General features: G+C 70.4%; 25 protein-coding genes. 14 read left to right on the forward strand and 11 right to left on the reverse strand.

Annotation, left to right across the window (positions count from 1 at the left end):
- Positions 1 to 349 precede the first annotated feature (349 nt).
- Positions 350 to 1,006 carry a hypothetical protein gene (locus ACK8GG_RS00005; RefSeq protein WP_440355216.1) on the reverse strand — a complete coding sequence of 219 codons (657 nt, stop codon included), beginning with the start codon at positions 1,004 to 1,006 and terminating at the stop codon, positions 350 to 352.
- A 267-nt stretch (positions 1,007 to 1,273) separates the two neighbouring features.
- Between ACK8GG_RS00005 and ACK8GG_RS00010 the strand changes: the two genes are divergently transcribed.
- On the forward strand, positions 1,274 to 1,603 hold the full coding sequence (locus ACK8GG_RS00010) for a hypothetical protein (RefSeq protein ID WP_440355217.1): 330 nt from the start codon (positions 1,274 to 1,276) through the stop codon (positions 1,601 to 1,603).
- 262 nt (positions 1,604 to 1,865) lie between these two features.
- Here ACK8GG_RS00010 and ACK8GG_RS00015 read toward each other — a convergent pair whose 3' ends face one another.
- Positions 1,866 to 2,795 carry a hypothetical protein gene (locus tag ACK8GG_RS00015; RefSeq protein ID WP_440355218.1) on the reverse strand — a complete coding sequence of 310 codons (930 nt, stop codon included), beginning with the start codon at positions 2,793 to 2,795 and terminating at the stop codon, positions 1,866 to 1,868.
- Between the two features lie 405 nt (positions 2,796 to 3,200).
- On the opposite strand from ACK8GG_RS00015, the gene ACK8GG_RS00020 reads away from it, so the two are divergent.
- Positions 3,201 to 3,620 carry a GNAT family N-acetyltransferase gene (locus ACK8GG_RS00020; protein ID WP_440355219.1) on the forward strand — a complete coding sequence of 140 codons (420 nt, stop codon included), beginning with the start codon at positions 3,201 to 3,203 and terminating at the stop codon, positions 3,618 to 3,620.
- A 136-nt stretch (positions 3,621 to 3,756) separates the two neighbouring features.
- Here ACK8GG_RS00020 and ACK8GG_RS00025 read toward each other — a convergent pair whose 3' ends face one another.
- Together ACK8GG_RS00025 and ACK8GG_RS00030 are read right to left on the reverse strand one after the other, a co-directional pair.
- Positions 3,757 to 4,176: an ester cyclase gene (locus tag ACK8GG_RS00025; protein ID WP_440355220.1), complete on the reverse strand. Its 420-nt coding sequence runs from the start codon at positions 4,174 to 4,176 to the stop codon at positions 3,757 to 3,759.
- 156 nt (positions 4,177 to 4,332) lie between these two features.
- Entirely contained in the window at positions 4,333 to 5,223 is an 891-nt protein-coding gene (locus tag ACK8GG_RS00030) for a GNAT family N-acetyltransferase (protein WP_440351322.1), read from the reverse strand.
- Positions 5,224 to 5,512: 289 nt separating this feature from the next.
- On the opposite strand from ACK8GG_RS00030, the gene ACK8GG_RS00035 reads away from it, so the two are divergent.
- Together ACK8GG_RS00035 and ACK8GG_RS00040 are read left to right on the forward strand one after the other, a co-directional pair.
- Positions 5,513 to 6,091: a hypothetical protein gene (locus ACK8GG_RS00035; RefSeq protein ID WP_440351323.1), complete on the forward strand. Its 579-nt coding sequence runs from the start codon at positions 5,513 to 5,515 to the stop codon at positions 6,089 to 6,091.
- 107 nt (positions 6,092 to 6,198) lie between these two features.
- Positions 6,199 to 6,753, forward strand: coding sequence for an Imm21 family immunity protein (locus ACK8GG_RS00040; RefSeq protein ID WP_440355665.1), 555 nt, complete (start codon positions 6,199 to 6,201; stop codon positions 6,751 to 6,753).
- Between the two features lie 69 nt (positions 6,754 to 6,822).
- On the opposite strand, the gene ACK8GG_RS00045 is transcribed toward ACK8GG_RS00040, so the two are convergent.
- Positions 6,823 to 7,011 (reverse strand): hypothetical protein, encoded by a 189-nt coding sequence (locus ACK8GG_RS00045; RefSeq protein WP_440351325.1) that lies wholly within the window; start codon positions 7,009 to 7,011, stop codon positions 6,823 to 6,825.
- 17 nt (positions 7,012 to 7,028) lie between these two features.
- Entirely contained in the window at positions 7,029 to 7,376 is a 348-nt protein-coding gene (locus tag ACK8GG_RS00050; RefSeq protein WP_440355221.1) for a nuclear transport factor 2 family protein, read from the reverse strand.
- Positions 7,377 to 7,432: 56 nt separating this feature from the next.
- On the opposite strand from ACK8GG_RS00050, the gene ACK8GG_RS00055 reads away from it, so the two are divergent.
- Complete coding sequence (locus ACK8GG_RS00055) at positions 7,433 to 8,251, forward strand: MerR family transcriptional regulator (RefSeq protein ID WP_440355222.1); 819 nt, start codon at positions 7,433 to 7,435, stop codon at positions 8,249 to 8,251.
- 82 nt (positions 8,252 to 8,333) lie between these two features.
- Here the strand turns inward: ACK8GG_RS00055 and ACK8GG_RS00060 are convergent, their stop codons facing one another.
- From ACK8GG_RS00060 to ACK8GG_RS00070, 3 genes are all read right to left on the reverse strand, one after another.
- On the reverse strand, positions 8,334 to 8,759 hold the full coding sequence (locus ACK8GG_RS00060; protein WP_440351328.1) for an SgcJ/EcaC family oxidoreductase: 426 nt from the start codon (positions 8,757 to 8,759) through the stop codon (positions 8,334 to 8,336).
- 110 nt (positions 8,760 to 8,869) lie between these two features.
- Positions 8,870 to 9,340: an SRPBCC family protein gene (locus tag ACK8GG_RS00065; protein ID WP_440354565.1), complete on the reverse strand. Its 471-nt coding sequence runs from the start codon at positions 9,338 to 9,340 to the stop codon at positions 8,870 to 8,872.
- Positions 9,337 to 9,669 carry an ArsR/SmtB family transcription factor gene (locus ACK8GG_RS00070; protein WP_440351330.1) on the reverse strand — a complete coding sequence of 111 codons (333 nt, stop codon included), beginning with the start codon at positions 9,667 to 9,669 and terminating at the stop codon, positions 9,337 to 9,339. The genes ACK8GG_RS00065 and ACK8GG_RS00070 overlap by 4 nt, the downstream gene beginning before the upstream one ends.
- A gap of 134 nt (positions 9,670 to 9,803) precedes the next feature.
- On the opposite strand from ACK8GG_RS00070, the gene ACK8GG_RS00075 reads away from it, so the two are divergent.
- Together ACK8GG_RS00075 and ACK8GG_RS00080 are read left to right on the forward strand one after the other, a co-directional pair.
- On the forward strand, positions 9,804 to 11,186 hold the full coding sequence (locus ACK8GG_RS00075) for an MFS transporter (protein WP_440355223.1): 1,383 nt from the start codon (positions 9,804 to 9,806) through the stop codon (positions 11,184 to 11,186).
- Between the two features lie 91 nt (positions 11,187 to 11,277).
- On the forward strand, positions 11,278 to 11,829 hold the full coding sequence (locus ACK8GG_RS00080; RefSeq protein WP_440355666.1) for a YbaK/EbsC family protein: 552 nt from the start codon (positions 11,278 to 11,280) through the stop codon (positions 11,827 to 11,829).
- A gap of 158 nt (positions 11,830 to 11,987) precedes the next feature.
- Here the strand turns inward: ACK8GG_RS00080 and ACK8GG_RS00085 are convergent, their stop codons facing one another.
- Together ACK8GG_RS00085 and ACK8GG_RS00090 are read right to left on the reverse strand one after the other, a co-directional pair.
- Complete coding sequence (locus ACK8GG_RS00085) at positions 11,988 to 12,416, reverse strand: SufE family protein (protein WP_440351332.1); 429 nt, start codon at positions 12,414 to 12,416, stop codon at positions 11,988 to 11,990.
- Positions 12,417 to 12,589: 173 nt separating this feature from the next.
- Positions 12,590 to 13,015: a CBS domain-containing protein gene (locus tag ACK8GG_RS00090; RefSeq protein WP_440351333.1), complete on the reverse strand. Its 426-nt coding sequence runs from the start codon at positions 13,013 to 13,015 to the stop codon at positions 12,590 to 12,592.
- 234 nt (positions 13,016 to 13,249) lie between these two features.
- Here ACK8GG_RS00090 and ACK8GG_RS00095 point away from each other — a divergent pair, with 234 nt between their 5' ends.
- From ACK8GG_RS00095 to ACK8GG_RS00125, 7 genes are all read left to right on the forward strand, one after another.
- A complete protein-coding gene (locus ACK8GG_RS00095) occupies positions 13,250 to 14,017 on the forward strand; it encodes an SGNH/GDSL hydrolase family protein (RefSeq protein ID WP_440355224.1) in 768 nt (255 codons plus the stop codon).
- Complete coding sequence (locus tag ACK8GG_RS00100; RefSeq protein ID WP_440355225.1) at positions 14,017 to 14,463, forward strand: imidazolonepropionase-like domain-containing protein; 447 nt, start codon at positions 14,017 to 14,019, stop codon at positions 14,461 to 14,463. The genes ACK8GG_RS00095 and ACK8GG_RS00100 overlap by 1 nt, the downstream gene beginning before the upstream one ends.
- Positions 14,464 to 14,533: 70 nt before the next feature.
- The gene (locus ACK8GG_RS00105) at positions 14,534 to 15,436 is read left to right on the forward strand and encodes a sulfurtransferase (protein ID WP_440355226.1); all 903 of its coding nucleotides are present in this window, start codon (positions 14,534 to 14,536) and stop codon (positions 15,434 to 15,436) included.
- A 162-nt stretch (positions 15,437 to 15,598) separates the two neighbouring features.
- The gene (locus ACK8GG_RS00110; protein WP_440351337.1) at positions 15,599 to 16,684 is read left to right on the forward strand and encodes an S-(hydroxymethyl)mycothiol dehydrogenase; all 1,086 of its coding nucleotides are present in this window, start codon (positions 15,599 to 15,601) and stop codon (positions 16,682 to 16,684) included.
- Complete coding sequence (locus ACK8GG_RS00115) at positions 16,684 to 17,313, forward strand: MBL fold metallo-hydrolase (RefSeq protein WP_440351338.1); 630 nt, start codon at positions 16,684 to 16,686, stop codon at positions 17,311 to 17,313. The genes ACK8GG_RS00110 and ACK8GG_RS00115 overlap by 1 nt, the downstream gene beginning before the upstream one ends.
- A gap of 158 nt (positions 17,314 to 17,471) precedes the next feature.
- A complete protein-coding gene (locus tag ACK8GG_RS00120) occupies positions 17,472 to 19,268 on the forward strand; it encodes an HSP90 family protein (RefSeq protein ID WP_440351339.1) in 1,797 nt (598 codons plus the stop codon).
- Complete coding sequence (locus tag ACK8GG_RS00125; RefSeq protein ID WP_440351340.1) at positions 19,265 to 22,120, forward strand: tetratricopeptide repeat protein; 2,856 nt, start codon at positions 19,265 to 19,267, stop codon at positions 22,118 to 22,120. Before ACK8GG_RS00120 ends, ACK8GG_RS00125 begins: the two co-directional genes overlap by 4 nt.
- Positions 22,121 to 22,167 lie beyond the last annotated feature (47 nt).

Raw genomic sequence — 22,167 nt, forward strand, 5'->3', positions numbered from 1 at the left:
TATTTTAATAAAACTCCGGGGGGCCGGCTTGGGGCCCCCCGCCGCCCGGCCTCGGCCTGCTGGCGACCTCCGGCCGGCATCGGCCGGACCGGGCGGCAAACGCATGTGGATTCCAGGGGCTTTGAAGACCTCGGGGCTCCGCCCCGAACCCCGGCCCTCCCCGGAGATGCCGCCGCGGATCACCTCGCCGGGCACCACAAGGGCTACCAGCCTCCCCGGGCGGGGCCAAGGTCGTTCGTCCAGTAGGGCGCTCCACCTTGTCCCCGCCCGGGGAGGCCGGAAGGTCGGAGACTGCCCGACGAGGAGATCCGCTTTAACTCAGGGTCGCTTGTTGAAACGAACAAAGGCCTCACGGACGCCAGTTCGGATCGTTTGCCCAGACGATGTACGCCGAATCATCAATAATCTCGGTGTGCAAGTCGAACGTCAAAAGGCCGATCCACCGTTCGCGGTGCGACATCTTCACCTCAACCGTGGCGGTGCAGGGCCCTCCGATCCAGTTCAGCGGCGGCTTGTTCGGCTCGCGCTCGTTGCCAAATTCAACGAACACTGTGACAGCCGTCCTGCCGGGCACGGGAAAGACGGCAGGAAGCTGACGCCCGCCGTCGGCGGGGCGCAGGTGGGGCCTTGTCCCCCGCCACAACACGGTCATCGGCAAGGGTTCCGGTGCATCCAGCCCTTCTGATGGCCGATCTACGATGTTGCCGATTTTTTGAGGGGCTTCCCCTGGGGGCCGTTCCAGCCGTAACCGGAGATCCTGAATGATGATCGGTGCTGCCCCATCGTTATGAAACACCAGCGGCAGGTTGATGTCCATGTCTTCGGGGTCGACAGAGGCGGCATAGGAATGTGGGCGATGCAACCTCAGTGAGCCGCGGCGGACGTTCATCCACCAGAACGAGATGACAGTAAACGCCAGGGCTGCCAGGGCAATTACCATGCTCGGCGTGACCAAGGCGTCAGAGCTGGTGCCGAAAACAGGCGTTGCGGATGTGACTGCGTTCATAGCCGGTAAGCGTGCCATCTGCGCGCCAGTAACGGTTGCCAGGAGCAGGGCGCAAGTGACCGCTTACTCCGCGAGCAACGGGTAGAGTTCTTCGGCATCCGTTAGCCTGATCGGCTCAGAGCGTCCGGACCTGCGCCACCGGCGGCCAGCGTTGTCGACGAAGACGACATCCAGAGGAATCCAGTGTGGTGTCCCAGGGCACCCCGCGCCAACGTTCATGAGATGCCAATCGGCAGGAGCATCTAGCCATCCGTTCAGCTCAGAACTATGCGGGTCGACACGCTCGTAGAGCAGCGGGCGGGCTTCCCGGCCAGGGACGGGAACCTTGACATCCCATATGGGCTGATCACTGTGATTGAAGACCCGGACGTAGACCTCGCTTCGACCTGCGGACGCCTCTTGCGGGAGATCCTGACCCGCTTCGAAGGGAGGGGCGGCGTCCAACCTCGCGTAGACCAAGCGAGCCTGTCGGCGTTCATCATCCCGCCGCTCTTCATCTCGCCTTTGATCGGCCTCGCGGATTTGCCTTCCTTCGCGCAACAAGATCCACAGGGTGCCGCCGAAGGCAAGACTTGTGGCGATCCCGCCTACGAATGACCCAAGGGCACCGAGTTCATTCCAACCGAATGCCACAGCAGCTCCTCCCCGTCGTATTCCCGGTCACACGGTTTGCCGAGCGGACTCCGTCCGTGACCACACTTCCTAAGTCGAGTGGCAGCAATGCCGCCACCTGCGTTGCCTGCGCGCCTGTACCCGTGGCGCCGGGCACTGTTTCCTATGGCTGCTGGACGTAGCAGAGGCACGTAATTGCCGAACCGGCTTTCTGGTGGTGAGGGTCGGCGGCAGATGAGATTGGTAACTATGCGTCGCTACTTGATTCCTCCTCCCGCGAGATCTTCCGCAACTTACTGATTCTCTCACGCAAGCCCTCTGGTCCATCTTCGTTGGACACAACGATTCGTGCTACGTCAAGCCCTAGCGAAGTGAGGACGATGATTGGCTCGCCATCCGGGCTGACGGACTCGCGTCCGAGGTCCGATTCGTAAAGCTCGCTAGCCTTGTCCATCCACTCTTCGGGGTATCCGACATAGGTTCCGCTCCTTGTGCTGGTGATGAAGTCACGGCCAAGGTCACGCAAGGCTGCCAGTGCGGCGGGCGACAGCTTTTCCAGTATTTCTAGGTGCGAATCTAGCGCGCTAGGATCTTTCGGGAGAGTCTGAAGTCTCCTGCTTATGCGCTTTTGTTGGGCTGATGGTGTACGGGGTGCGGCCCTATATGGTGTAGTCGGTGCATGCATAACCTCGGCTCTCACCTGACTCAAGTTCTCCTGTAGGCGCTCCCGAAGCTTCTCAAAGTCGATCCTATCTGCGCCTCCTGCGCTTGCGCCAACGGTTTTCTCGGCAGTGAATAGGAAGCGGTTCAGCATCTTGTCGTATTGCTGATTAAGCATTTGATTTGTGTTATTGGTGCTTTCGCGCAGTTCGCCCAGCAGGGCTCTCGTGTCGGCGTTGATTGCCTGGCTCTGCACCATTTGTTGACCCGATGTCCAAGACTGAGCGATGAAGACGACGATCTGCAGAATGAACGCCAGAATGGCCAACAATAGGGCGATCGTCGACAAGCCATCGACATTTTTGTACCAGGCGATTACGACAAGAGTTCCGATAGCGGACAGGGCCACTGAGGAGCTGGCAAATGCCACTACCGACCACTTAAGCGTCACGGTGGCCGAGGGCTGCCTGAGGCTTAGCGCAATCTCCTCAGCTTTGGGCGCGGGTGCCTTATTCACATCCGCCACTGTAGGTTCTAGGCGCAAACGCGACGGCGGTCGAGGGTGAACGGCGGTCAACTGCTTAGGGTGCCGGCTAGCTTGGCGATGCAGGTCAGACCAGGTCGTAGGCATCCGACTGCCCATCATGACCAGACTTCCTAGACCGTGTGGCTGTACAGCCATCCGTACAGCCAAGCCGACTGACGGACCCAGCCCGAGACCGACGGTGAGCGACAGGGTGAGCAGGTCCGCAGCAGTCACCGACGTCGGCTGACAGCAGGCTTGATCTTTGCAAGGCAGGGGTTAGGGGTTCGAGTCCCCTCGGCTCCACCAGCACTTTTCCCGGTTGACCTTGGCCCCTTCAGGGCACGGTTGACTGGTGGAGTGGATCTTGAGCGGTGTCGCGCGTCAGATGTAGAGGCCTTGACCGGCTTCTTGAACGAAGTCGATCTGACGCTAAGCGGCCTGGATGCGCCCAGTGTGCGGCTGTGGATCGAGCGCGACGAGCGCGGCGAGGTGGTCGGCAGCACGGGCTATGAGATCAGCGCTGATGGGCGGCATGCGTTGATCCGGAGCGTCGCGGTGAGCCCGTCGCACCGATCACGTGGGCACGGCAGCGCGCTGGCGCGTTTCGCGTTGGTGCGCGCGGCGGCGGAGGGCGCCACGACGGCGTGGTTGTTCAGCCGTCGCTCCGGGCCGTTCTGGCAGAGCTTGGGATTCGAGTCCGCTGACCGGGACGAGCTCGTCCACGCACTCGCGGACACGCATCAAGTGCGTCTGTTTCGGCAGACTGGTCAGCTTGGCCGGGAGGTCGCCTGGTCGCGGTCTCTGGCATCTGTCTGACGTTGCCGCCTCCGTCCGAGTGGCGGACGCGGGCCGGTGCGGTCAGCGAGGTGGCCTCCGGAGCCCTCCGCCCCGGCCCGTAGAGGATCGGGACGGAAGGCGAGCCGGCCGCATCCCCCACGGCCGGCGTGCCGGGTCAGGCGGCGAGCTGGCGCCGCGCCGCGTCGATGTCCATCAGGTACGACATGTGCTTGAACCGGCCGTCCTCGATCCGGTAGAAGGCGGTCTCGGTGATCGTCACCGACTTTCCGGTGGGGGTCAGGCCGTTCCACTCCCTGACCGGGGTTCCGGTGTCAATGAGGCGGGCGGCCACCCGGTCGCCCTCGACAACGAGGTCCTGGATCTCCCAGTGGAGATCCGGCACCGCGTCGATGTGCTTGTAGAACTCGGCCACCATGTCGGCCATCTTGACCGGGGTGCCGTTCATGATCACCTCTTCGTGGGCGAAGTCGGCCATCTGGGCGAACTCGCGCTTGTTCGCCAGCTCGACGTACCGCAGGTAGAAGTCGCGCAGTTCCTCGGTCGACATACCCGAACGCGTCGCAACAGAGCTCATGATCATCATCCTTTTGTTGGTGCCGACCGGTCTGCCTACACGTGGGCAGGCCAGTCGGCGCGAACCCTTCCCATTTTTTGTACCGCTCGGTACGGGACTAACCGTAGCAGACTTCTGTACCGATCGGTAAAGGGTGGGGGTGGAAAGACGACGACCTCAGCGGGGCCCGCGGTGCAGATCGGCCACCTGAGCTGACGGCGTGAAGCCGGCCGAGGCGTAGGTGGCAACGGCGGCGATGTTGGAGCTTTCCACGCACACACTCGCGCTGGACGAACCCATGTTGCGAAGGGTCGCAGCGGCGGCAAGCGTGATCGCTGTGCCGTACCCGTGGCCTCGGTGGCTGCGGTGGACGCCCATCGGTTCCAGCAGTCCCGGCCGCCCGGGGCCGGCTGACCACACGGCCGCCACTGCCACGGCGTCGTCGTTGGCGTCGAATGCGGCGAGGAAGCGTCCGTCGCCGTAGAACGGGCCACCGGCCATGGCGAGCCAGCGTCCGACCCGGCTGCGTCGGTCGGCATCGGTGAAGGGCGAGCCGCGGAACGCGGACCAGTGCACGGCGACCCATACCTGCGCGCGATCGGGCTCGATCGTCTCGATGCGCAGACCGCAGTCCTCCACCGGGTCCGAGAGGCCTCGGTGGAAGGTTGTCCACACCTCGGCTGGCTCCCAACTCCGTTTTACCAGCAACTGGGTGAGCAGTTTCGCACCTCGGGCTTCGACGGTCGCGCCGTCGGGCGGCAGGACACCGCGTGCCGGGTCGTCCAGATCGGCGGCGAGCCGGTGGGCCAGTGCCTCGTCATCGCGCCACTGAGGAGCGACGGCCATGCGCACCAGCTCAGGGCCGTCCAGCAGCCCGACCGCGAGAACCTCCCCGTCCCGCGACCACATGCGGATGGCAGCGGCAGTGGCTTCGACGCCGTTGAGCGAGTGCCAGCCGAGATCGCCGGGGTGCAGATGCAGCGGGCCTCCGTCGTACTGCGACCGCTTGAGCGCGTCGACCGCTCGTGACATCTCACCCACGCTCGGGGTGCTCACCATGATGCTCATGTCCGCACCCAAACCCAAGGAGCGGCCTGGCGCCATCCGTTTTCGGCGGAGCCGGCGGGCTCAGCACGGTTCGCCGAGGCCCGGTAGTAGGAGCTGTCCGCTCATTGGAGTCTGCTTCCAACCGTCGGGCCCAGATGGTTTTGCCGCTGCCCTGGATGCCGCACATCAGGAAAGAGTGGCGCTTTCCCGGTTGGCTTCGGCCACGATGCTGCGGAAGCGGCCGCCGTCGGGGTGGGTGGGCGCAAAGATCAATCAGCGTTGCTGGCGTGGTGTCGGTAGGGTCCGACGCATGACGACGGCGCAGCGCAGGACGCAACCTTCGGGCATCGTGGTCGGATCGATGGTCGCCATCACGTTCGGGGCCGTCTTCGTACTGGTCAACAGCGCCGGCCTGCCAGGGCCGTGGCCCCTCGTCATTCGCGCGGCCGGGCTGGTCGTGGCCGTGATGCTCCTGGTCGGGCTCGTGCTCGTGGTGCGTCAGGCACCGCCTGCGGCATTCGCGCCGGCACCCGGCTACATGAACCGGCGCTACTGGCTCATCCTCGCGCTGGAAGCGGTGGCGCTCTTCGGCGGCCTGGCCGTGATCAACAACGTCCTGCACCGTACGGCGGTGTCGGTGGCCTGGGTGGCGCTGGTGGTCGGCGTGCACTTCTTCGGGCTCGCCTGGATCTGGCGGATGCCGCTCTATCACTGGCTCGGGGCGGCAATGACCCTCCTCGGTCTCGCCGGTTTCCTTGTCTACGCGCTCGGCGGCACCGCCGCGACCGTAGGGCTGGTAGCCGGGGTCGGCTCGGGCGTGGCGCTCTATGCCGCAGTCGGCGCGGCTCTGCGCGACGCGCTGCGCGGCCGGGATCCTGTCGCCACCTGATCCCTCGCGGAGCAGAGCGGTTCCTTCTCGGCCCGGCGCTAGTATCAGCCGTGACTCCCACACCCGAACGCCCGGCAGCCGTGGACGAAGACGTGACCAGCACCGGGATGCACGCTCAGACGACCGGCGGGCGGGAGCCACGGAGCCGGCTGCCGTGGGTCGAGTCGGGCGGCGGGCCGCTCGTCCTCGTACCGGTGGCGATACTCGCTGAATGGACGGGCGCGTCCCCAGACTTCGATCCGGACGACCTGGACAGCTGGGGCGACTACGGCCGCGCCTGTCTGATCGACGGCTACGCCGGTTGCCTGGCAGCCGGTGACGGCCAGGTGCTCGTCCTGGGTGACGAACCGGCGTCGACGACGTACCTGCCGGAGCAGCGGCTCTTTGTCCGGTGGATCTGCGCCGACTCCGAGGATGACGTCATCCGCCTCGTCCCGAAAGCCGTGGAGACCGCAGACTGGGAAGACGCGGGCACCTGGACGACCGGCGGACCGGCGCAGCTCTTCGACTCCGCGTACGCCGGGGACGAACTGGACGACGAACAGCCGCTTGCCGTCGACACGGCTGGCGGCACCTACCTGGTGCGAGCCGCGTGCGTCGAGCCGGAGGAAGGGACGACGCTGGTGCTCGTCCAGTTGATCGCGCAGACCTCGGGCATCTGAGCAGCCGCCCCGCGCCGGCTGCGTCGCCGACGCGAACAGAAAAGCCGCTCTCCCCTGGGTGGGCTGGTCTCAGCCGGGCCAGTCGATCGCGTCAAGGAACTCCTCGACGGCGACCACGATGCGGCCGAGCACGGCGATCGAGTCGGCGAGCGGCCCGGGGACGTACATGCCGTGGTCGGCCCCGGGCACCTCCAGCACGTGGGGTGAAAGTCGGCGCGCGACGTCGCCGTTCCAGTGGGTGTCGGCGGTGCCGCCCACGAGCAGGAGCGGCGCGGTCAGGGCGCGATTGCCAGCCTGGCGATCAGGTCGCCGTGCAGGGTGAAGCGGTAGTGCAGGTCGACCACGCCGCCGGGGAAGTTGCCTTCGAGGCGCTGCCGCACGTCGACGTCGGCGCCGTTCACCGTCGCGCCGATGAACGTGGTGGTGTACGTGTACTCGCTGCTCGTACGGGACAGCCAGGCGCGGATCTCGTCGTGGCCCCGGTGCGTACGGCCCTCGTCGGTGACGGTGGCGTCGGAGGTGAAGGTCGCGACGGCGGCCTCCACGTCGTGGGTCCGGTGGGCGGTGAGGTACGCGGTGATCGTGGCCGGCAGTTCGTCCCACGGGACGTCGGTGGCGTTCATGCCTTCACCCTCGGGTCTCCCGCGGGGGGAGGGTCAAGGCAGGCAGACTGGCACGCATGCGTTCGGGCCTGACCATCGGCGAGTTCGCCACCGTGACCCAGTTGAGTGTGCGGACGCTGCGCCGCTACCACGAGGCGGGGCTGCTGGAGCCGGCGACGGTCGACCCGTTCACCGGCTACCGCTACTACCGGCCCGAGCAGATCCCCACCGCGCAGGTCATCCACCGGCTCCGCGGGCTCGACGTGCCCCTGGCGGAGGTGCGGTCGATCCTCACCACCGACGATCCGCAGCGGCGCGCCGAGGTGGTCGAGGGGCATCTGCGGCGGCTGGAGGAGGAGCTGGACCGGACCCGCGCGGCCGTGGTCTCCCTGCGCCGGCTGGTCCGCCCCGACCCCGCCGGCCTGTCGGTGGAGCTGCGCTCCGAGCCCGCCCGGACCGTCGCCGCGATCAGCGGCCACGTCGCGGGCGAGGACGTCCTGACCTGGTACGGCGCAGCGATGGCCGAACTGGACGCCGCCTTCGCGCCGGACGAGCGGACCGGGCCGCCGGGCGGGTGCTACGCCAATGAACTCTTCACCGCCGACGCCGGGGAGATGGTCGTCTACCGGCTGGTCCGCACGCCGCGTGCCGTCGGCCGGGTCGAGGTGCGTGAACTGCCGGCGGTCGAGCTCGCCGTCACCATCCACTCGGGAGCCCATGACGACATCGGCGTCACGTACGGCCGCCTCGGCGCCTGGGTCGTCGAACATGCGCTCGGCGTGGCGGGGCCGGTCCACGAGACGTACCGGGTCGGGCCCCGCGACACCGAAGAGCCCGGCCGGTGGCGTACGGAAATCGGCTGGCCGGTCTTCCGGCTCGCCCCGGCGAGCCGGTGAGGGCGCCCGTCGTCGGCCGGACCATCTGGCGGGGCTGGTGTGTGCGATCCCGTCGCGGGTGAATCGACACGACCTGCGGCGATCAGTCCGGTACGAAGGTGGTGTTCTGGCCCGAGGTGATCAGCCAGTCCGTGCCCTGACGCCGCCAGACGTACGTTGGCCGGCCGAGTTGCCGGGGAGTCAAGGGCGTGCCGTCGGCGGTGAGGTACTCCTGGTCGACGCTGGTCAGGGCGACGTCCGGCGTGATGAACCGGATGTGGGCGACGTCGTAACGCACGGAGCCGCCGGTCATCGCGCCGGGCAGCACCGCGCGGGTGAAGGTGGCGATCGCCTCGCGGCCGATCAGGCGTCGGCCGCCGCCGGTGATCCAGACGGCGTCGGGGTCGAAGAGGACGAGGAAGCCGTCGACGTCCTCGGTGCGCTGGGTGTGTTCGACCATCGCCACCAGGCTGATCAGGCGTTCGACGTCGGCGGCGGGGGCATGCGCCGGAGAAACGGAGATGTTCATTCCTGCACTGAAGTACATCAAGTGCACTTCAGGTCAATGGCGCTGCCGGACGAGGCGCGGAGGTCTGCGCGACCGCAGACCTCCGCGTGCGTCCTGTCGTCGGGCCTGGATCAGATGAGCGTCTTCAGGTAGGTGTCCAGGGCCGCGTAGGACTGGCGGGCGCCGGCCTCCATGCCGGACTGCGCCATGCCGTCGCGGTCCTCCCTGGTGTCGAAGCGGGTCGTGGTGGTGACGACCGTCTGGCCGTCGCGCTCGTCGAAGACGTGCGTCTCGACGGCGATGTGACCGGGCATGCCCTCCCACTCGAAGGTCTGCACGAGCCGGTGCGGGGCGTCGATCTCACGGAACTCGCCGCGGAAGCCGTGCGCGTCGCCGTCGGCGTGCTCGACGAAGCGGTACGTGCCGCCGACCCGGAAGTCCATCTCGATGTCGAGCGGGTTGCCCCGCCCCCACCAGTGCGCGAGGTGCTCGGGCTGGGTGTGCACGGCGAAGACCAGCTCGCGCGGCGCGTCGAAGGCGCGCGACATGACGATCTCGTGGTCACCGGAGAGTTCGACGGTGAGGTCCTGGGCCTGGGTCATTTCCCTTGCTCCTTCAACTCGTTGAGGTACTCGTCCAACCTGTCGTAACGGTTCTCCCAGAACCGCCGGTACTGCTCGACCCACTGGGCGACTTCGCGCAGTGGTTCCGGGTCGAGCCGGCAGCGGCGCCACTGGGCATCGCGGGTGCGGGTGATCAGGCCGGCGCGCTCCAGCACCTTGAGGTGCTTGGAGATGGCCTGGAGGCTCACCGGGAAGGGCTGCGCCAACTCGTTGACCGTCGCGTCGCCCTCCGCGAGGCGGGACAGGATCGCCCGCCGGGTCGGGTCGGCGAGTGCCGCGAAGACCATGCTGACCGGATCTGTCGCCATCCCCTGCTCTCAACCACTTGGTTAATCAACCGATAGGTTGAATATACAGGTGGAGGCGGTGACGTCAAGCACTATCGGTGGATGCGGTCGGTGGCACTTGACTTCAAGCAGGGTTGACATAGGAGGCTGCCGCCATGAGCGCCACCCTCACACCATCGCCCGCCCCACGCACAGGCCGGGAAAGCCTCTTCTCGCCGGCGTACCGGGCGCTCACCATCGGCGCCGTCGCGCTCGTCGCGCTGTTCGCCTTCGAAGCGCTCGCCGTCGGCACCGCGATGCCGACCGTCGCCGCGGCCCTCGACGGCATCCCCCTCTACGCCATCGCCTTCGCCGCGCCCTTCGCCGCCGCCGTCCTGGGGTTCGTCGCCTCCGGCATCTGGTGCGACGCCCGCGGACCCGCCCGCCCCATCCTGTACGGCGTCGGCTGGTTCGTCACCGGCCTGGTGATCGCCGGCACGGCACCCGTGATGGAGCTCGTCGTCGCCGGCCGGGCGATCCAGGGTTTCGGCTCCGGGATGCTCTCGGTGGCGCTCTACGTGCTGGTCGCCAAGGCGTACCCGGAGGCGCTGCACCCGCGGATCTTCGCGGCCTTCGCGGCGGCCTGGGTGGTGCCCGCGCTGGTCGGCCCCGCCCTGGCCGGCCTGATCGTCGCGTACGTCGGCTGGCGCTGGGTCTTCCTGCTCGTGCCGCTGCTCGCGGTGCCGGCGGTGCTGCTGGTCCTGCCGGCGCTGCGGCGAGCCGGCGCGCCCGTACGGGAGCGGGTGCCGGCGGACGCGCGGGCGCGGATCGGCTGGGCGGCCGGCGCTGCGGTCGGGGCCGCGCTGCTGCACTACGGGGGGCAGCAGCGCGGCGCCCTCGCGGTCGTCGGTGTCACGGTGGCGCTGGTGTCGCTGCTGGTCTGCGTGCCGCGGCTGATGCCGCCGGGGTTCCTGCGCGCGGCGCGCGGACTGCCCACGGTGATCGTGCTGCGCGGCCTGGCGGGGGCGGCGTTCTTCGGTGCGGAGGCGTTCATTCCGCTGCTGCTCACGCACGAACGCGGCTTCGAACCGGCGCAGGCGGGACTGGCGCTGACCGTCGGCGCCGTCTTCTGGTCGGTCGGCTCCTGGCTGCAGGGACGGATGCGGCCACCGCGGTCGCGGGCGACCCTGCCACGAGCGGGACTACTGCTGGTCGCTGTCGGCGGCATGCTGGTGGCGGCCGTTCTGCTGCCCTGGATGCCGGTGGCGGTGATGATGGCCGGCTGGGGGCTCGCCGCGCTGGGGATGGGGCTGACGTACCCGGGCCTCTCGGTGCTGACGCTGGAGCTTTCCGCGCCGGACGAGAAAGGACGCAACAGCTCATCGCTGCAGCTCTCCGAGTCGATCTTCAACGCGGTGGTGCTCGCCTTCGGCGGCGCGCTCCTGGCGGGTGCGGCGGCGCCGGCGCGGAGCACCTTCCTCGCCGGATTCGGGCTGGCGGTGCTCCTGGCGCTGACCGGCGCGGCACTCGCCGGCCGGGTCGTGCCGCGCACCGGTTAGCTCCGGAGGGAGTGGTCAGACCGCCGTGGGTCTGGGACAAACCGTGGGCCGACCACGACCAGGGCCTTGCCGGTGCGAAAATCGCGGCATGCTGGGGACCTTGAAGACCGAAACCGCCCGGACCCGTCCCGACCTGCTCGCGCCCTCGGTCGCGGCGGCCCTCGACGCCTGGCCCGCCGACGCGCCGGTCGACGCCGATCAGGTGCTGGTCGCGCCGATCGACGCCGCGCTCTCGGACACCGCCGCCTTCTGCGAGGCGTACGAGGTGTCGCCGGAGGAGACCGTCAACTGCGTGATCGTCGCCGGCAAGCGGGAGGGCGAGGTTCGCTACGCGGCCTGCGTCGTGCTCGCCACCACCCGCGCCGACGTCAACAGCGTCGTCCGCCGCCACCTCGGCGTACGCAAGTGCAGCTTCGCCCCGATGGACGACGCGGTCAGCGCCACCGGCATGGAGTACGGCGGGATCACCCCGATCGGGCTGCCCGCCGACTGGTCGGTGCTGGTGGACCCGCGGGTCGTGGCCGTGCCGCACGTGGTGATCGGCTCGGGGATCCGGGGCAGCAAGATCGTGCTGCCGGGGACGGCGCTCGCCGCACTGCCGAACGCCGAGGTCGTCCCGGATCTGGCCAAGCCCGTCCAGTGACGCCAACGGCCGACGGGTGAGCCGACGCCTCCGGCCGCCCACGCCCGAACCACGGAGGCAAGACCCAAGCCGGGCCGGAGCCTTCGGCGTACGTCGATGTTGTTGCACGTGAAACATCGCCCGGCCGCAGCTCAGCCGGTGTGCCGGTGGCGCTGCGGTCAGGCGAGCTGCTCGCGGACCTGGCGCTTGAGACGGCCGAGGATCGCGATGCCGCCGCGGATCCGCAGCGGGCTGATCGCCTGCGCGAGCCCCATCCGCTGGTAGATGTCCTCCGGCACCGCCAGCACCTCCTCCGGGCTCGCCCCGGCCAGTCCTTCGGCGAGGATGCCGGCGAAGGCCCGGGTCGTCGGCGACTCCGGCGGGCAGTCGAACCAGGTCCGCACGGTCCCGTCGGCAACCTCGGCGCGCAGGAAGAACGGGGTCTGGCACTCCACGACCTGCTCCATGCCCTCCCGGTCCATCTCGGCCGGCAGTGGCGGCATCGCGTCGGAGAACTCCAGCAGCATCTCCAGGACGACCTCGCGGGGTGCGGAGGCGAAGTCGTCGACGATCTCGGCGAGCTTGGGGGGCATCGTGGGCGCGGACATGAGTCCAGGCTACCGGGGCCGCCGGGCACCCTCCGGCGGCTCCGCCCAGCGGCCCGCGCCCACCACCGACCCCAGCCCTGACCGGCTCAGGCCCACCACCGATCCCGGCCCTGACCGGCTCGGGCCCGCCGATCCGGGCCCCGTCGGCCCGAACTCCGCCGCCGACGTGCGGGTCAGCGGTCCGCGCTCTGTGCGGCGATTTCACCGAGTGCGGAGTTGGGGTCCAGTCGCAGCGCGAGGTCGCCGAGGGAGACGATGCCGACGAGCTGCCGTTCGGCGTCGCAGACCAGCACCCGGCGTACGCCCCGTTCCCGCATCAGGTTGGCGGCCTCGGTGACGTGGCAGTTCTGTTCGATCATCACCACTTCGCGGGTGGTGATCGAGCCGATCGTGGTGCTGTCGGGGCTGCGCTTCTCGGCGACCGCCCGGACGACGATGTCCCGGTCGGTGACCATGCCGATCAGCTCAGCCCCCTCGGTGACCACGACATCGCCGATGTCCGCGTCGCGCATCGCGCGGGCGGCCTCGTCGATCCGGGTCTCGGCCGGCAGGTAGATCACGTTCTTGGTCATCACATCGCTGACCCGGTAACCGTTCATGAGAGCCCTTCCAAGTTCTGCGACTGCCCAGCGATCCGTACCCCACTGTCTTCCCGTTACACCCTTACGGCAACCCTGGTCGATGTCCGCCCTGACGCGCCGCACGGGCACTGTGGACGTACCGAAGGCCGGGTGGCCGGTTGGGAGTTGCGCCACTCGCGGTGCGAGCGGCTGCGGTAGTTGCCCGCGGCAAGGTAAAACTGATCGACGCAGGGTGAGCGAGGGAGAACACGGGTGCGCTGGCGCAGTTACGTGGCTGTCGGGGACAGCTTCAGTGAGGGCATGGACGATCCGTACCCCGACGGCACCTACCGGGGCTGGGCGGATCTGGTCGCCACCCGGCTCGCGGCCGAAGCCGGCCCGGACTTCGGGTACGCCAATCTCGCCATTCGCGGCAAGCTCTTCGGGCACGTCGTCGACGACCAGGTGCCGGTGGCCCTGGAGATGAAGCCGGACCTGATCAGCTTCGCGGCCGGTGGCAACGACGCGCTCCGGCCCGGACTGGACATCGCGGCGATCGCGCGGCGGCTCGACACGGCGGTGGCCGAGATGCGCGCCGGCGGCACCGACGTGGTGCTCTTCCGCTACGCCAACGTGATGGCCCGGCTTCCCGGCAACCGCTGGGTCACGCCCAAGGTGGTCCAGATGAACACCGTGGTCGGGGAGGCCGCGCAGAAGCACGGCGCGATCCTGGTGGACCTCTACTCCGACGACACCTTCCTCAATCCGCTCCTGTGGGGACCGGACCGGCTGCACCTGTCGCCCGCCGGGCACCGCCGGGTCGCCGCGCAGGTGCTGACCGCGCTCGGCGTCGGCTGCGACGAGGAGTGGCTGCTGGTTCCCCCGCACCCCGAGCCGACGCCCTGGCTCTCGGCCCGCACCGCCGACCTGCGCTGGGCCGGCAAGCACCTGGCGCCCTGGGTCAAGCGGCGGCTCACCGGCCGCTCCTCCGGGGACACCGTCACCGCCAAGCGTCCGACGCTGTCGCCGCTGACCGACTGATGCTGACTCTCCACACCGCACCGCAGCTGCGCCGCCGCCTCGACGCCGCTGCCGGCGGGCCCGGGGCGGTCCTGGTCTCCGGCGACCGGATCCTCGCCGTCGGCGACGCCGACCAGCTGACCGAGGCGTACCCGGGGGCGCGGGTGCGGCACTGGGCCGGCGTCCTCGCCCCGGGTGTGCTGCGTGACACGCCCCTGCCCGAGGCGCCGACCCCTCGGGAGCGGGTGCACGCCCTGCTCGGACTCGGCGTGACCGCGGTCACCACCGGCCAGGTGACCGACCCGGCGCTGCGGGCCGCGGCCGACCGGATCGGGCTGCCGGTGGTCGACGGCGGGCCGGCGCCGGCGCTCGCCGCCGGCCAGCGGGCGGACTTCGTCGTCCTGCGCGCCGACGGGGCCTGCCAGGTCACGGTGCTGGCGGGACGCCTGGTGCACCGGCGCGCCTGAGGACGCCGGGACGTGGGACGGGTGCGGGCGAGTGTGGGACGACGAACTGCCCGCGGCGTAGTTTGGGATCATGCCAGTTTCCACCGATCCCAGTCCCGAACTCGCCTCCTACGCGCAGCCTGAGCGCCTGGTCACCACCGAGTGGCTGGCCGAGCACCTCGACGACCCGGGTCTCGTCGTCGTCGAGTGCGACGAGGACGTGCTGCTCTACGAGACCGGGCACATCCCCGGCGCCGTCAAGATCGACTGGCACCTGGAGCTCAACGACCAGCTGACCCGCGACTACCTCGACGCCGAGCGTTTCGCCGAACTCTGCGCCGCCAAGGGCATCGGCCGCGACAGCACCGTCGTCTTCTACGGCGACAACTTCAACTGGTGGGCCGCGTACGCGCTCTGGGTCTTCACCCTCTTCGGACACTCCGACGTCCGGCTGCTCGACGGCGGCCGGCAGAAGTGGGTGGCGCAGGGCCGGGAGATGACCCGCGAGGCGCCGAAGCGCGCCCGCGCCGACTATCCGGTGCCGGTCCGCGACGACGCCCCGATCCGGGCCTTCCGCGAGGAGGTCCTCGACCACGTCCGGGCCGGGCGCCCGCTGGTCGACGTCCGCTCGCCCGGCGAGTACAGCGGCGCGATGCTGCACATGCCGGACTACCCGCAGGAGGGGGCGCTGCGCGGCGGCCACATCCCGGGCGCGGTGAGCAAGCCCTGGAAGTCCGCGGCCAACGACGACGGCACCTTCAAGTCCGCCGACGAACTGCGCGCCATCTACGCCGACCAGCTCGGGCTGGCGCCCGACGACGACGTGATCGCCTACTGCCGCATCGGCGAGCGCTCCAGCCACACCTGGTTCGTGCTGCGCTACCTGCTCGGCTACGACAAGGTCCGCAACTACGACGGCTCCTGGACCGAGTGGGGCAACCTGGTGCGGGCACCTGTGGTCCAGGGCGAAGAGCCCGGCTCGCTCAAGGGCTGAGTCAGCCCCCCGCTGCGCCCCTCCCGCTGCGGCCGTGCGCCGGCCGCAGCGGGAAGGGCGGGCCCTCTGTGCTGCGGCAACGTCGTCTGGTCGATGAAACCCGTCCCGGCGTAGCGTCACAGGAGGGATCTTCACCATCGCCGAATCGAACAGGGGTGCAGCGTGAGTCAACAGGTCAAGGGAGTCATTTCGCGGGCCAAGGGCGCGCCGGTCGAGGTCGTCACCATCGTGGTGCCCGACCCGGGACCGGGCGAGGCCGTCGTACGCGTACAGGCGTGCGGTGTCTGTCACACCGACCTGCACTACCGCGAGGGCGGGATCAACGACGACTACCCGTTCCTGCTGGGGCACGAGGCCGCCGGAATCGTCGAGCAGGTCGGCGAGGGCGTCACCGACGTGGCCCCCGGTGACTTCGTGGTGCTCAACTGGCGGGCCGTCTGCGGCGACTGCCGGGCCTGCCGGCGCGGCGAGCCCTGGTACTGCTTCGCCACCCACAACGCCGCCCAGAAGATGACCCTGACCGACGGCACCGAACTGACCCCGGCGCTGGGCATCGGGGCGTTCGCCGAGAAGACCCTCGTGCACGCCGGGCAGTGCACCAAGGTCGACCCGGCGGCCCGTCCGGCCGCCGTCGGCCTGCTCGGCTGCGGCGTGATGGCCGGCCTGGGCGCCGCCATGAACACCGGCCAGGTGACCCGGGGCGACTCGGTCGCGGTGATCGGCTGCGGTGGGGTCGGCGACGCCGCCGTCGCCGGGGCCGCGCTCGCCGGGGCGACGACGATCATCGCGGTCGACACCGACGCCCGCAAACTCGACCTGGCCCGCAAGTTCGGCGCCACCCACACCGTCGACGCCTCCCAGCAGGACGTGGTCGAGGCGATCCAGGCGCTCACCGGCGGCAACGGCGCCGACGTGGTGATCGACGCGGTGGGGCGGCCGGAGACCTGGAAGCAGGCCTTCTACGCCCGTGACCTGGCCGGCACCGTCGTGCTGGTCGGCGTCCCGACCCCGGAGATGACCGTCGAACTGCCGCTGCTGGACGTCTTCGGCCGCGGCGGGTCGCTCAAGTCCAGCTGGTACGGCGACTGCCTGCCCAGCCGCGACTTCCCGATGCTCACCGACCTCTACCTGCAGGGCCGGCTCGACCTGGACGCCTTCGTCAGCGAGGAGATCGCGCTGGACCAGGTCGAGGAGGCGTTCGCCCGGATGCACCACGGCGACGTGCTCCGCTCGGTGGTGGTCTTCTGATGGCCGCCCGCGTCGACCAGACGGTCACCTCGGGGACCTTCTCACTGGACGGGCAGACCTTCGACGTCGACAACAACGTCTGGGTGCTCGGCGACGACCACGAGTGCGTGGTGATCGACGCCCCGCACGACGTGGCGGCGATCCTCGAGGTCGTCGGCGACCGCCGGGTCACGGCGATCCTCGCCACCCACGCCCACGACGACCACGTCCGGGTCGCGCCGGAGCTGAGCCGGGCAACCGGGGCACCGGTGCTGCTGCACCCCGCCGACCGGGTGGTCTGGGACCTGGTCCACCCGGACACCGCGCCCGACGGCGAGCTCGCCGACGGCCAGGAGATCACCGTGGGCGGTACGACGCTGCGGGTGCTGCACACCCCCGGCCACAGCCCGGGCGCGTGCAGCTTCCACGTGCCGGAGCTGGGGACCGTCTTCACCGGCGACACCCTCTTCTGCGGTGGCCCGGGTGCCACCGGCCGGTCGTTCAGCGACTTCGGCACCATCGTGGCCTCGATCCGGGACCGGCTGCTTACCCTGCCGGCCGGGACGGTGGTGCGCACCGGGCACGGGGACTCCACCACCATCGGCGCGGAGGCGCCGCACCTGGCGGAGTGGATCGCCCGCGGTCACTGAGCCGACAGTGGAGGGCCGCCGCGGCGGCCCTCCACCAGGCCCCGGCGGGTGGACGTTCCGGGACCGACCGGTCACCGCGGACAGCAGTCGTACCGCCTTGCGCCCGGGGTCGCACCCAGCCGGTACGGTGAGCGCCGTCACCGGACCGGGGGTATCAAGTGGACCGCGCTTTCCAGGTCGATCTGCGCGGCATGGTCGACCTGCTCAGTCATCATCTCTACGGCAGTCCCCGGGTCTATCTGCGGGAGCTGCTGCAGAACGCCGCGGACGCGATCACCGCCCGCCGCGCCGCCGACCCGGCCGCGCCGGCCCTGATCCGGATCGAACCGCCCGAGCTGACCGGCGACGGCACCCTGCGCGTGCACGACACCGGCATCGGCCTGACCGAGGAGCAGGTCCACGAACTGCTCGCCACCATCGGCCGCAGCTCCAAACGCGACGTCCTCGGCTTCGGCCGGCACGAGTTCCTCGGCCAGTTCGGCATCGGCCTGCTCTCCGGTTTCCTCGTCGCCGACGAGATCCGGGTGCTCACCCGGCACGGCGACGGGCCGACAGTGCGCTGGACCGGGCATTCCGACGGCCGCTACTCCGTCGAGCCGGCTGCCGGGCCCGAGCAGCGCGCCGAGCCGGGCACCACCTTCATCCTGGTGCCGCGCCGCGGCGCCGAGCAGTGGGTCACCACCTCCACGGTCACCCAGCTCGCCCGCCACTACGGCAGCCTGCTGCCGGTCACCGTCCGCGTCGGCGGCGAACAGACAACCGTCGGCGCCCCGCCCTGGCAGCGCCGCGCCGGCACCGCCGCCGAGCGGCGGGAGGAGCTGATCCGGTACGCCCGCGAACAGCTCGGCTTCACCCCCTTCGACGTCATCGACCTTGCGGTGCCCGAGGCCGGCCTGACCGGTGTCGCCTTCGTCGCACCGAACCCGGTAAACCCCGCCGTGCGGGCCGGGCACCGCGTCTACCTCAAGCGGATGCTGCTCGCCGACAACATCGACGACCTGCTGCCGGAGTGGGCGTTCTTCGCGCACTGCGTGGTGGACGCCACCGAGCTGCGCCCCACCGCCAGCCGGGAGGCGCTCTACGCAGACAGTCTGCTCGCGGCGACCCGGGACGCCCTCGGCGAGCAGTTGCGCGACTGGCTGGTCCGGCTCGCCGACGAGCAGCCGCAGCGGCTGTACGAGTTCCTCCAGGTGCACCACCTCGGCGTCAAGGCGCTGGCCCTGCACGACGACGAGATGCTGCGGCTGGTCGAACGCTGGTGGCCGATGGAGACCAACACCGGCCCGGCCACGCTCGCCGAGTTCCGCCGCCGGCACGGCCTGATCCGCTACGCCGCGACCCTCGACGAGTACCGGCAGCTCGCGGCCGTCGCCGCGGCCCAGGACCTCGCGGTCGTCAACGCCGGCTACACCTACGACCGGGAGCTGATCGAACGGCTGCCGGCGGTGGACCGGCAGATTCTCGTCGAACGGCTCGAACCGACCGACCTGACCACCCGCTTCGACGCCGTCGACCCGGCGACCGAGCTGGCGCTGCGCCCTTTCGTCAGCGCCGCGCAGGCGGCCCTGGACCGGCTCGGCTGCGAGGTGGTGGTGCGGGCGTACGACCCGGTGTCGCTGCCGGCGCTCTACCTGGTCAGCCGTGCGGCGCTCTTCGCCGACCAGCTCGAAGCAGCCCGGGAACGGGCCGACGAACTCTGGGGCGGAGTCCTCGACGCGCTCGCCGCCTCCGGCCCGCCGGACCGGCCGCAGCTGGTGCTCAACCACCGCAACCCCCTGGTCCGCCGGGTCACCACCCTCGGTGACCCGGAGCTGGTACGGCTCGCCGTCGAGGCGCTCTACGGCCAGGCGCTGCTGCTCGGCTACCACCCGATCCGGCCCGCCGACGCCGCGCTGCTCAACAACTCTTTCCTCGGCCTGCTCGGCCGGGCCGTACCGGATCAGGAGAACGAGTGACCGCCACCGACGACCTCCGGCGCATGCTGCACGAGGTGGAATCGATGCCGTACGGCGCCGGCCAGATGGCCGCTGCCGAGCAGCTCATCCGACGGGCCGACGCCGCCGGGGAGGGCGAGGAGGCCTTCGCCGCCCGGATGCTCGCCACCCAGGCGTACGTCTACGGCGGCGAGCCGGCGAAGTCCTTCGTCACCTTCTCCTGGTGCCTGGCTGACTTCGACCGCAATCCGCAGCCGTACCACAAGCGTTTCGCGCACACGCTGCTCTGGCACTTCAAGTACATGGTCCACGCGCTGCTGAACTTCCCCGAGGTGCCGCTGGAGCGGGCGTACGGGGTTCTCGACGACATGGAGCGCCGCTACCGCGACGCCGGGCACAGCCTGCAGGCGGTGTACAAGATGCGGCACCGGGTGGCCCGCCACATCGGTGACGACGACGCCGCCCGGAAGTGGTACGAGCTCTGGATCACCACCCCCCGCGACGACCTCTCCGACTGCGCCGGCTGCGACCCGTCGGCGCAGGCGGGCTACCTCGCCGACCTGGGGCGCGACGAGGAGGCGATCGCGCTGGCCGAGCCGGTGCTGGCCGGCCGCCTCACCTGTGTGGAGCAGCCGCAGGCGATGCTGACCGCGCTGCTGCTGCCGTACCTGCGGACCGGGCGCGGCGACGCCGCCCGCGAGGCGCACCGGACCGCGTACCGGCGGGTGCGGGCGAACCTGGCGGACCTGGGCGACATCGGCGAGCACGTCGACTTTTGTGCCCGGACCGGCAACGAGGCCCGCGGCCTGGAGATCGTCGAGCGGCACCTGGACTGGCTGGACCGGGCGCCGTCGCCGGCCGCGGCGATGCAGTTCGCCGAAGGGGCGGGGCTGCTCCTGCGGCGGCTGACCGCGGCCGGGCGCGGTGACCTGACGCTGCACCGCCGTGCTGGTGCGGACCGGCCGGCCGGGGAGGTGACCGTGGCGGCGCTCGCCGACGAGCTGAGTGACCTGGCGACCGGTCTGGCCGCCCGTTTCGACGCGCGCAACGGCACCTCGGCGCAGAGCGAGCGGGTGGCCGCACAGCTGTCGGCCGAGCCGATCGGGGAGCACCTGCCGCTCTCGGCGAGCCTGCGCGCGCCCCGGCCGCAGGAGGTCGCGCCCGTGGTCGCGCAGCCCGCGGCGCCGGTGCCGATCCCGGCGGACGCCGGCCCGCAGGAACTGCTCGACCTGGCCGAGGAGCAGTGGCGCACGGAGCGCCGCGACGATCTGCAGCGGGTGCTGGACGCGTTCGACGCGCGGTACCCCGAGTCGGAGCTGACCGGCGTGCTGCGGGCCCGGCGCACGGAACTGCGGGCAGCCGAGCTGAGCTGGGACGGCCGGATGGCCGAGGCGATGGCCGCCAACCGGGCGGCGGTGGCCGGTTACCGCCAGGCCGGTGACCCGGTACGCGAGGCGGTGGTCAACAGCCGCATCGGGCTGATGCTCTGCCTGACCGGTGAGGCCGAGGAGGGGCTGGCGCTGACCCGGCAGGCGGCCGGCTTCCTTGCCGACCACGGCAGCGACGCGGTCCGCGCCGGCGCGTACGACCGGCTGGCGATGTCCCGCTACGAGCAGCACGACAGGACCGGTGCGCTGGCGGAGCTGGACCGGGCCCAGGCCGCCGCCGAGGCCGCCGGGGAGATCCATCTGCGTACCCGGATCGCGCTGCACCGTGCCCAGGTGCTGGAGGAGATGGACCGGCCGGCGGAGTTCGCGGAAGCGGCGCGGGTCGCGCTCGAGTTGAGCCGCGAGGCCGGGGTGGAGGACTACCTGGTGGCGGCGGCCCTGGCGTGTGCGCGGACCGCCGACGAGGCGTCGGTGGCGGTGGCGCTCGCCGACGAGGCGGTCCGGACGGCGTCGGGGGCGAACCTGCTGCCGGCGCGGCTGCTGCGCGGCCGGGCGCTGGTCGCCGACGGCCGGGCCGGCGAGGCGGTCGCCGACTTCGTGGAGGTGGTCGCCCTCTGTGTGGAACGCGACGACCACGAGGGTGCGGCGTTCCTGCGCTGGGAGCTGGCCGACGTGTACCGGCAGGCGGGGCGGTTCGCCGAGGCGGCCGAGGTGGCCGAGGAGGCGGTTCTGCTGCTGGACGGGCAGGGCCGGCAGTACGAGGCGGACCAGTGCCGGCATCTGCTGAGCCAGATCTATCTGGCGCTCGACGAGGAGCAGCCCGCGTTGACGCTGCTGGAACAGCTCGCTGCCAATTACGACAGCCCGGACAATTTGCCGATGCGGGCGCAGGTGCTGGAGGAGGCCGGGGCAGTGCTCTACGACCGCGATCGCGACGGGCTGGCAGCGGGGCGTTTCACCGCCGCCGCCGAGGCGTACCGGCTGGCGGACCTGCCGGTCGACGAGCTGCGCGCCCGGCGGCGGGCGGCGCTGGCGCTGCTCTGGTCGGGTGACCCGGCGGTGGCGACGTCGGCGATCGACCGGGCCGACGTGATCGTCGCGGCGCTCGACGGCGAGCTCGCACAGGAGCCGGCGGTCGTCTGGGAGGTGGCGATGCTCGCCGACGCCGCCGCCCGGGTGCTGGTCGAGGCCGAGCGGCCGCAGGAGGCGCTGGTCCGGCTGGCGGGCGTGGCGGACCGGCTGCGCGGCATCGAGGCGTTCGGTGAGGCGCTGCAGGTGGAGATGCTCGTCGGTGAGCTGCTGCTGCGCAGCGACCGGGCGGGTGAGGCGGAGCCGTTGCTGCGCAGCGTGCTCGGCGCGCTGCCGACGTCGTCGGCGGCGGTGCCGCGGACGGCCTGGATGTTGTCGCGGGCCCTGGCCGAGAGCGGGCGGGAGGCCGAGGCCGAGGAGCTGCGGCAGCGGTACGGGCTGACCGAGGAGGGCTGAGCCGCCGTCCCATCTGGTTGGCGCTGCCCCCGCCCGCGTTGAGCTGC

The sequence above is a fragment of the Melissospora conviva genome (assembly GCF_049523535.1).
In the GTDB taxonomy this organism is placed as follows: domain Bacteria; phylum Actinomycetota; class Actinomycetes; order Mycobacteriales; family Micromonosporaceae; genus Melissospora; species Melissospora conviva.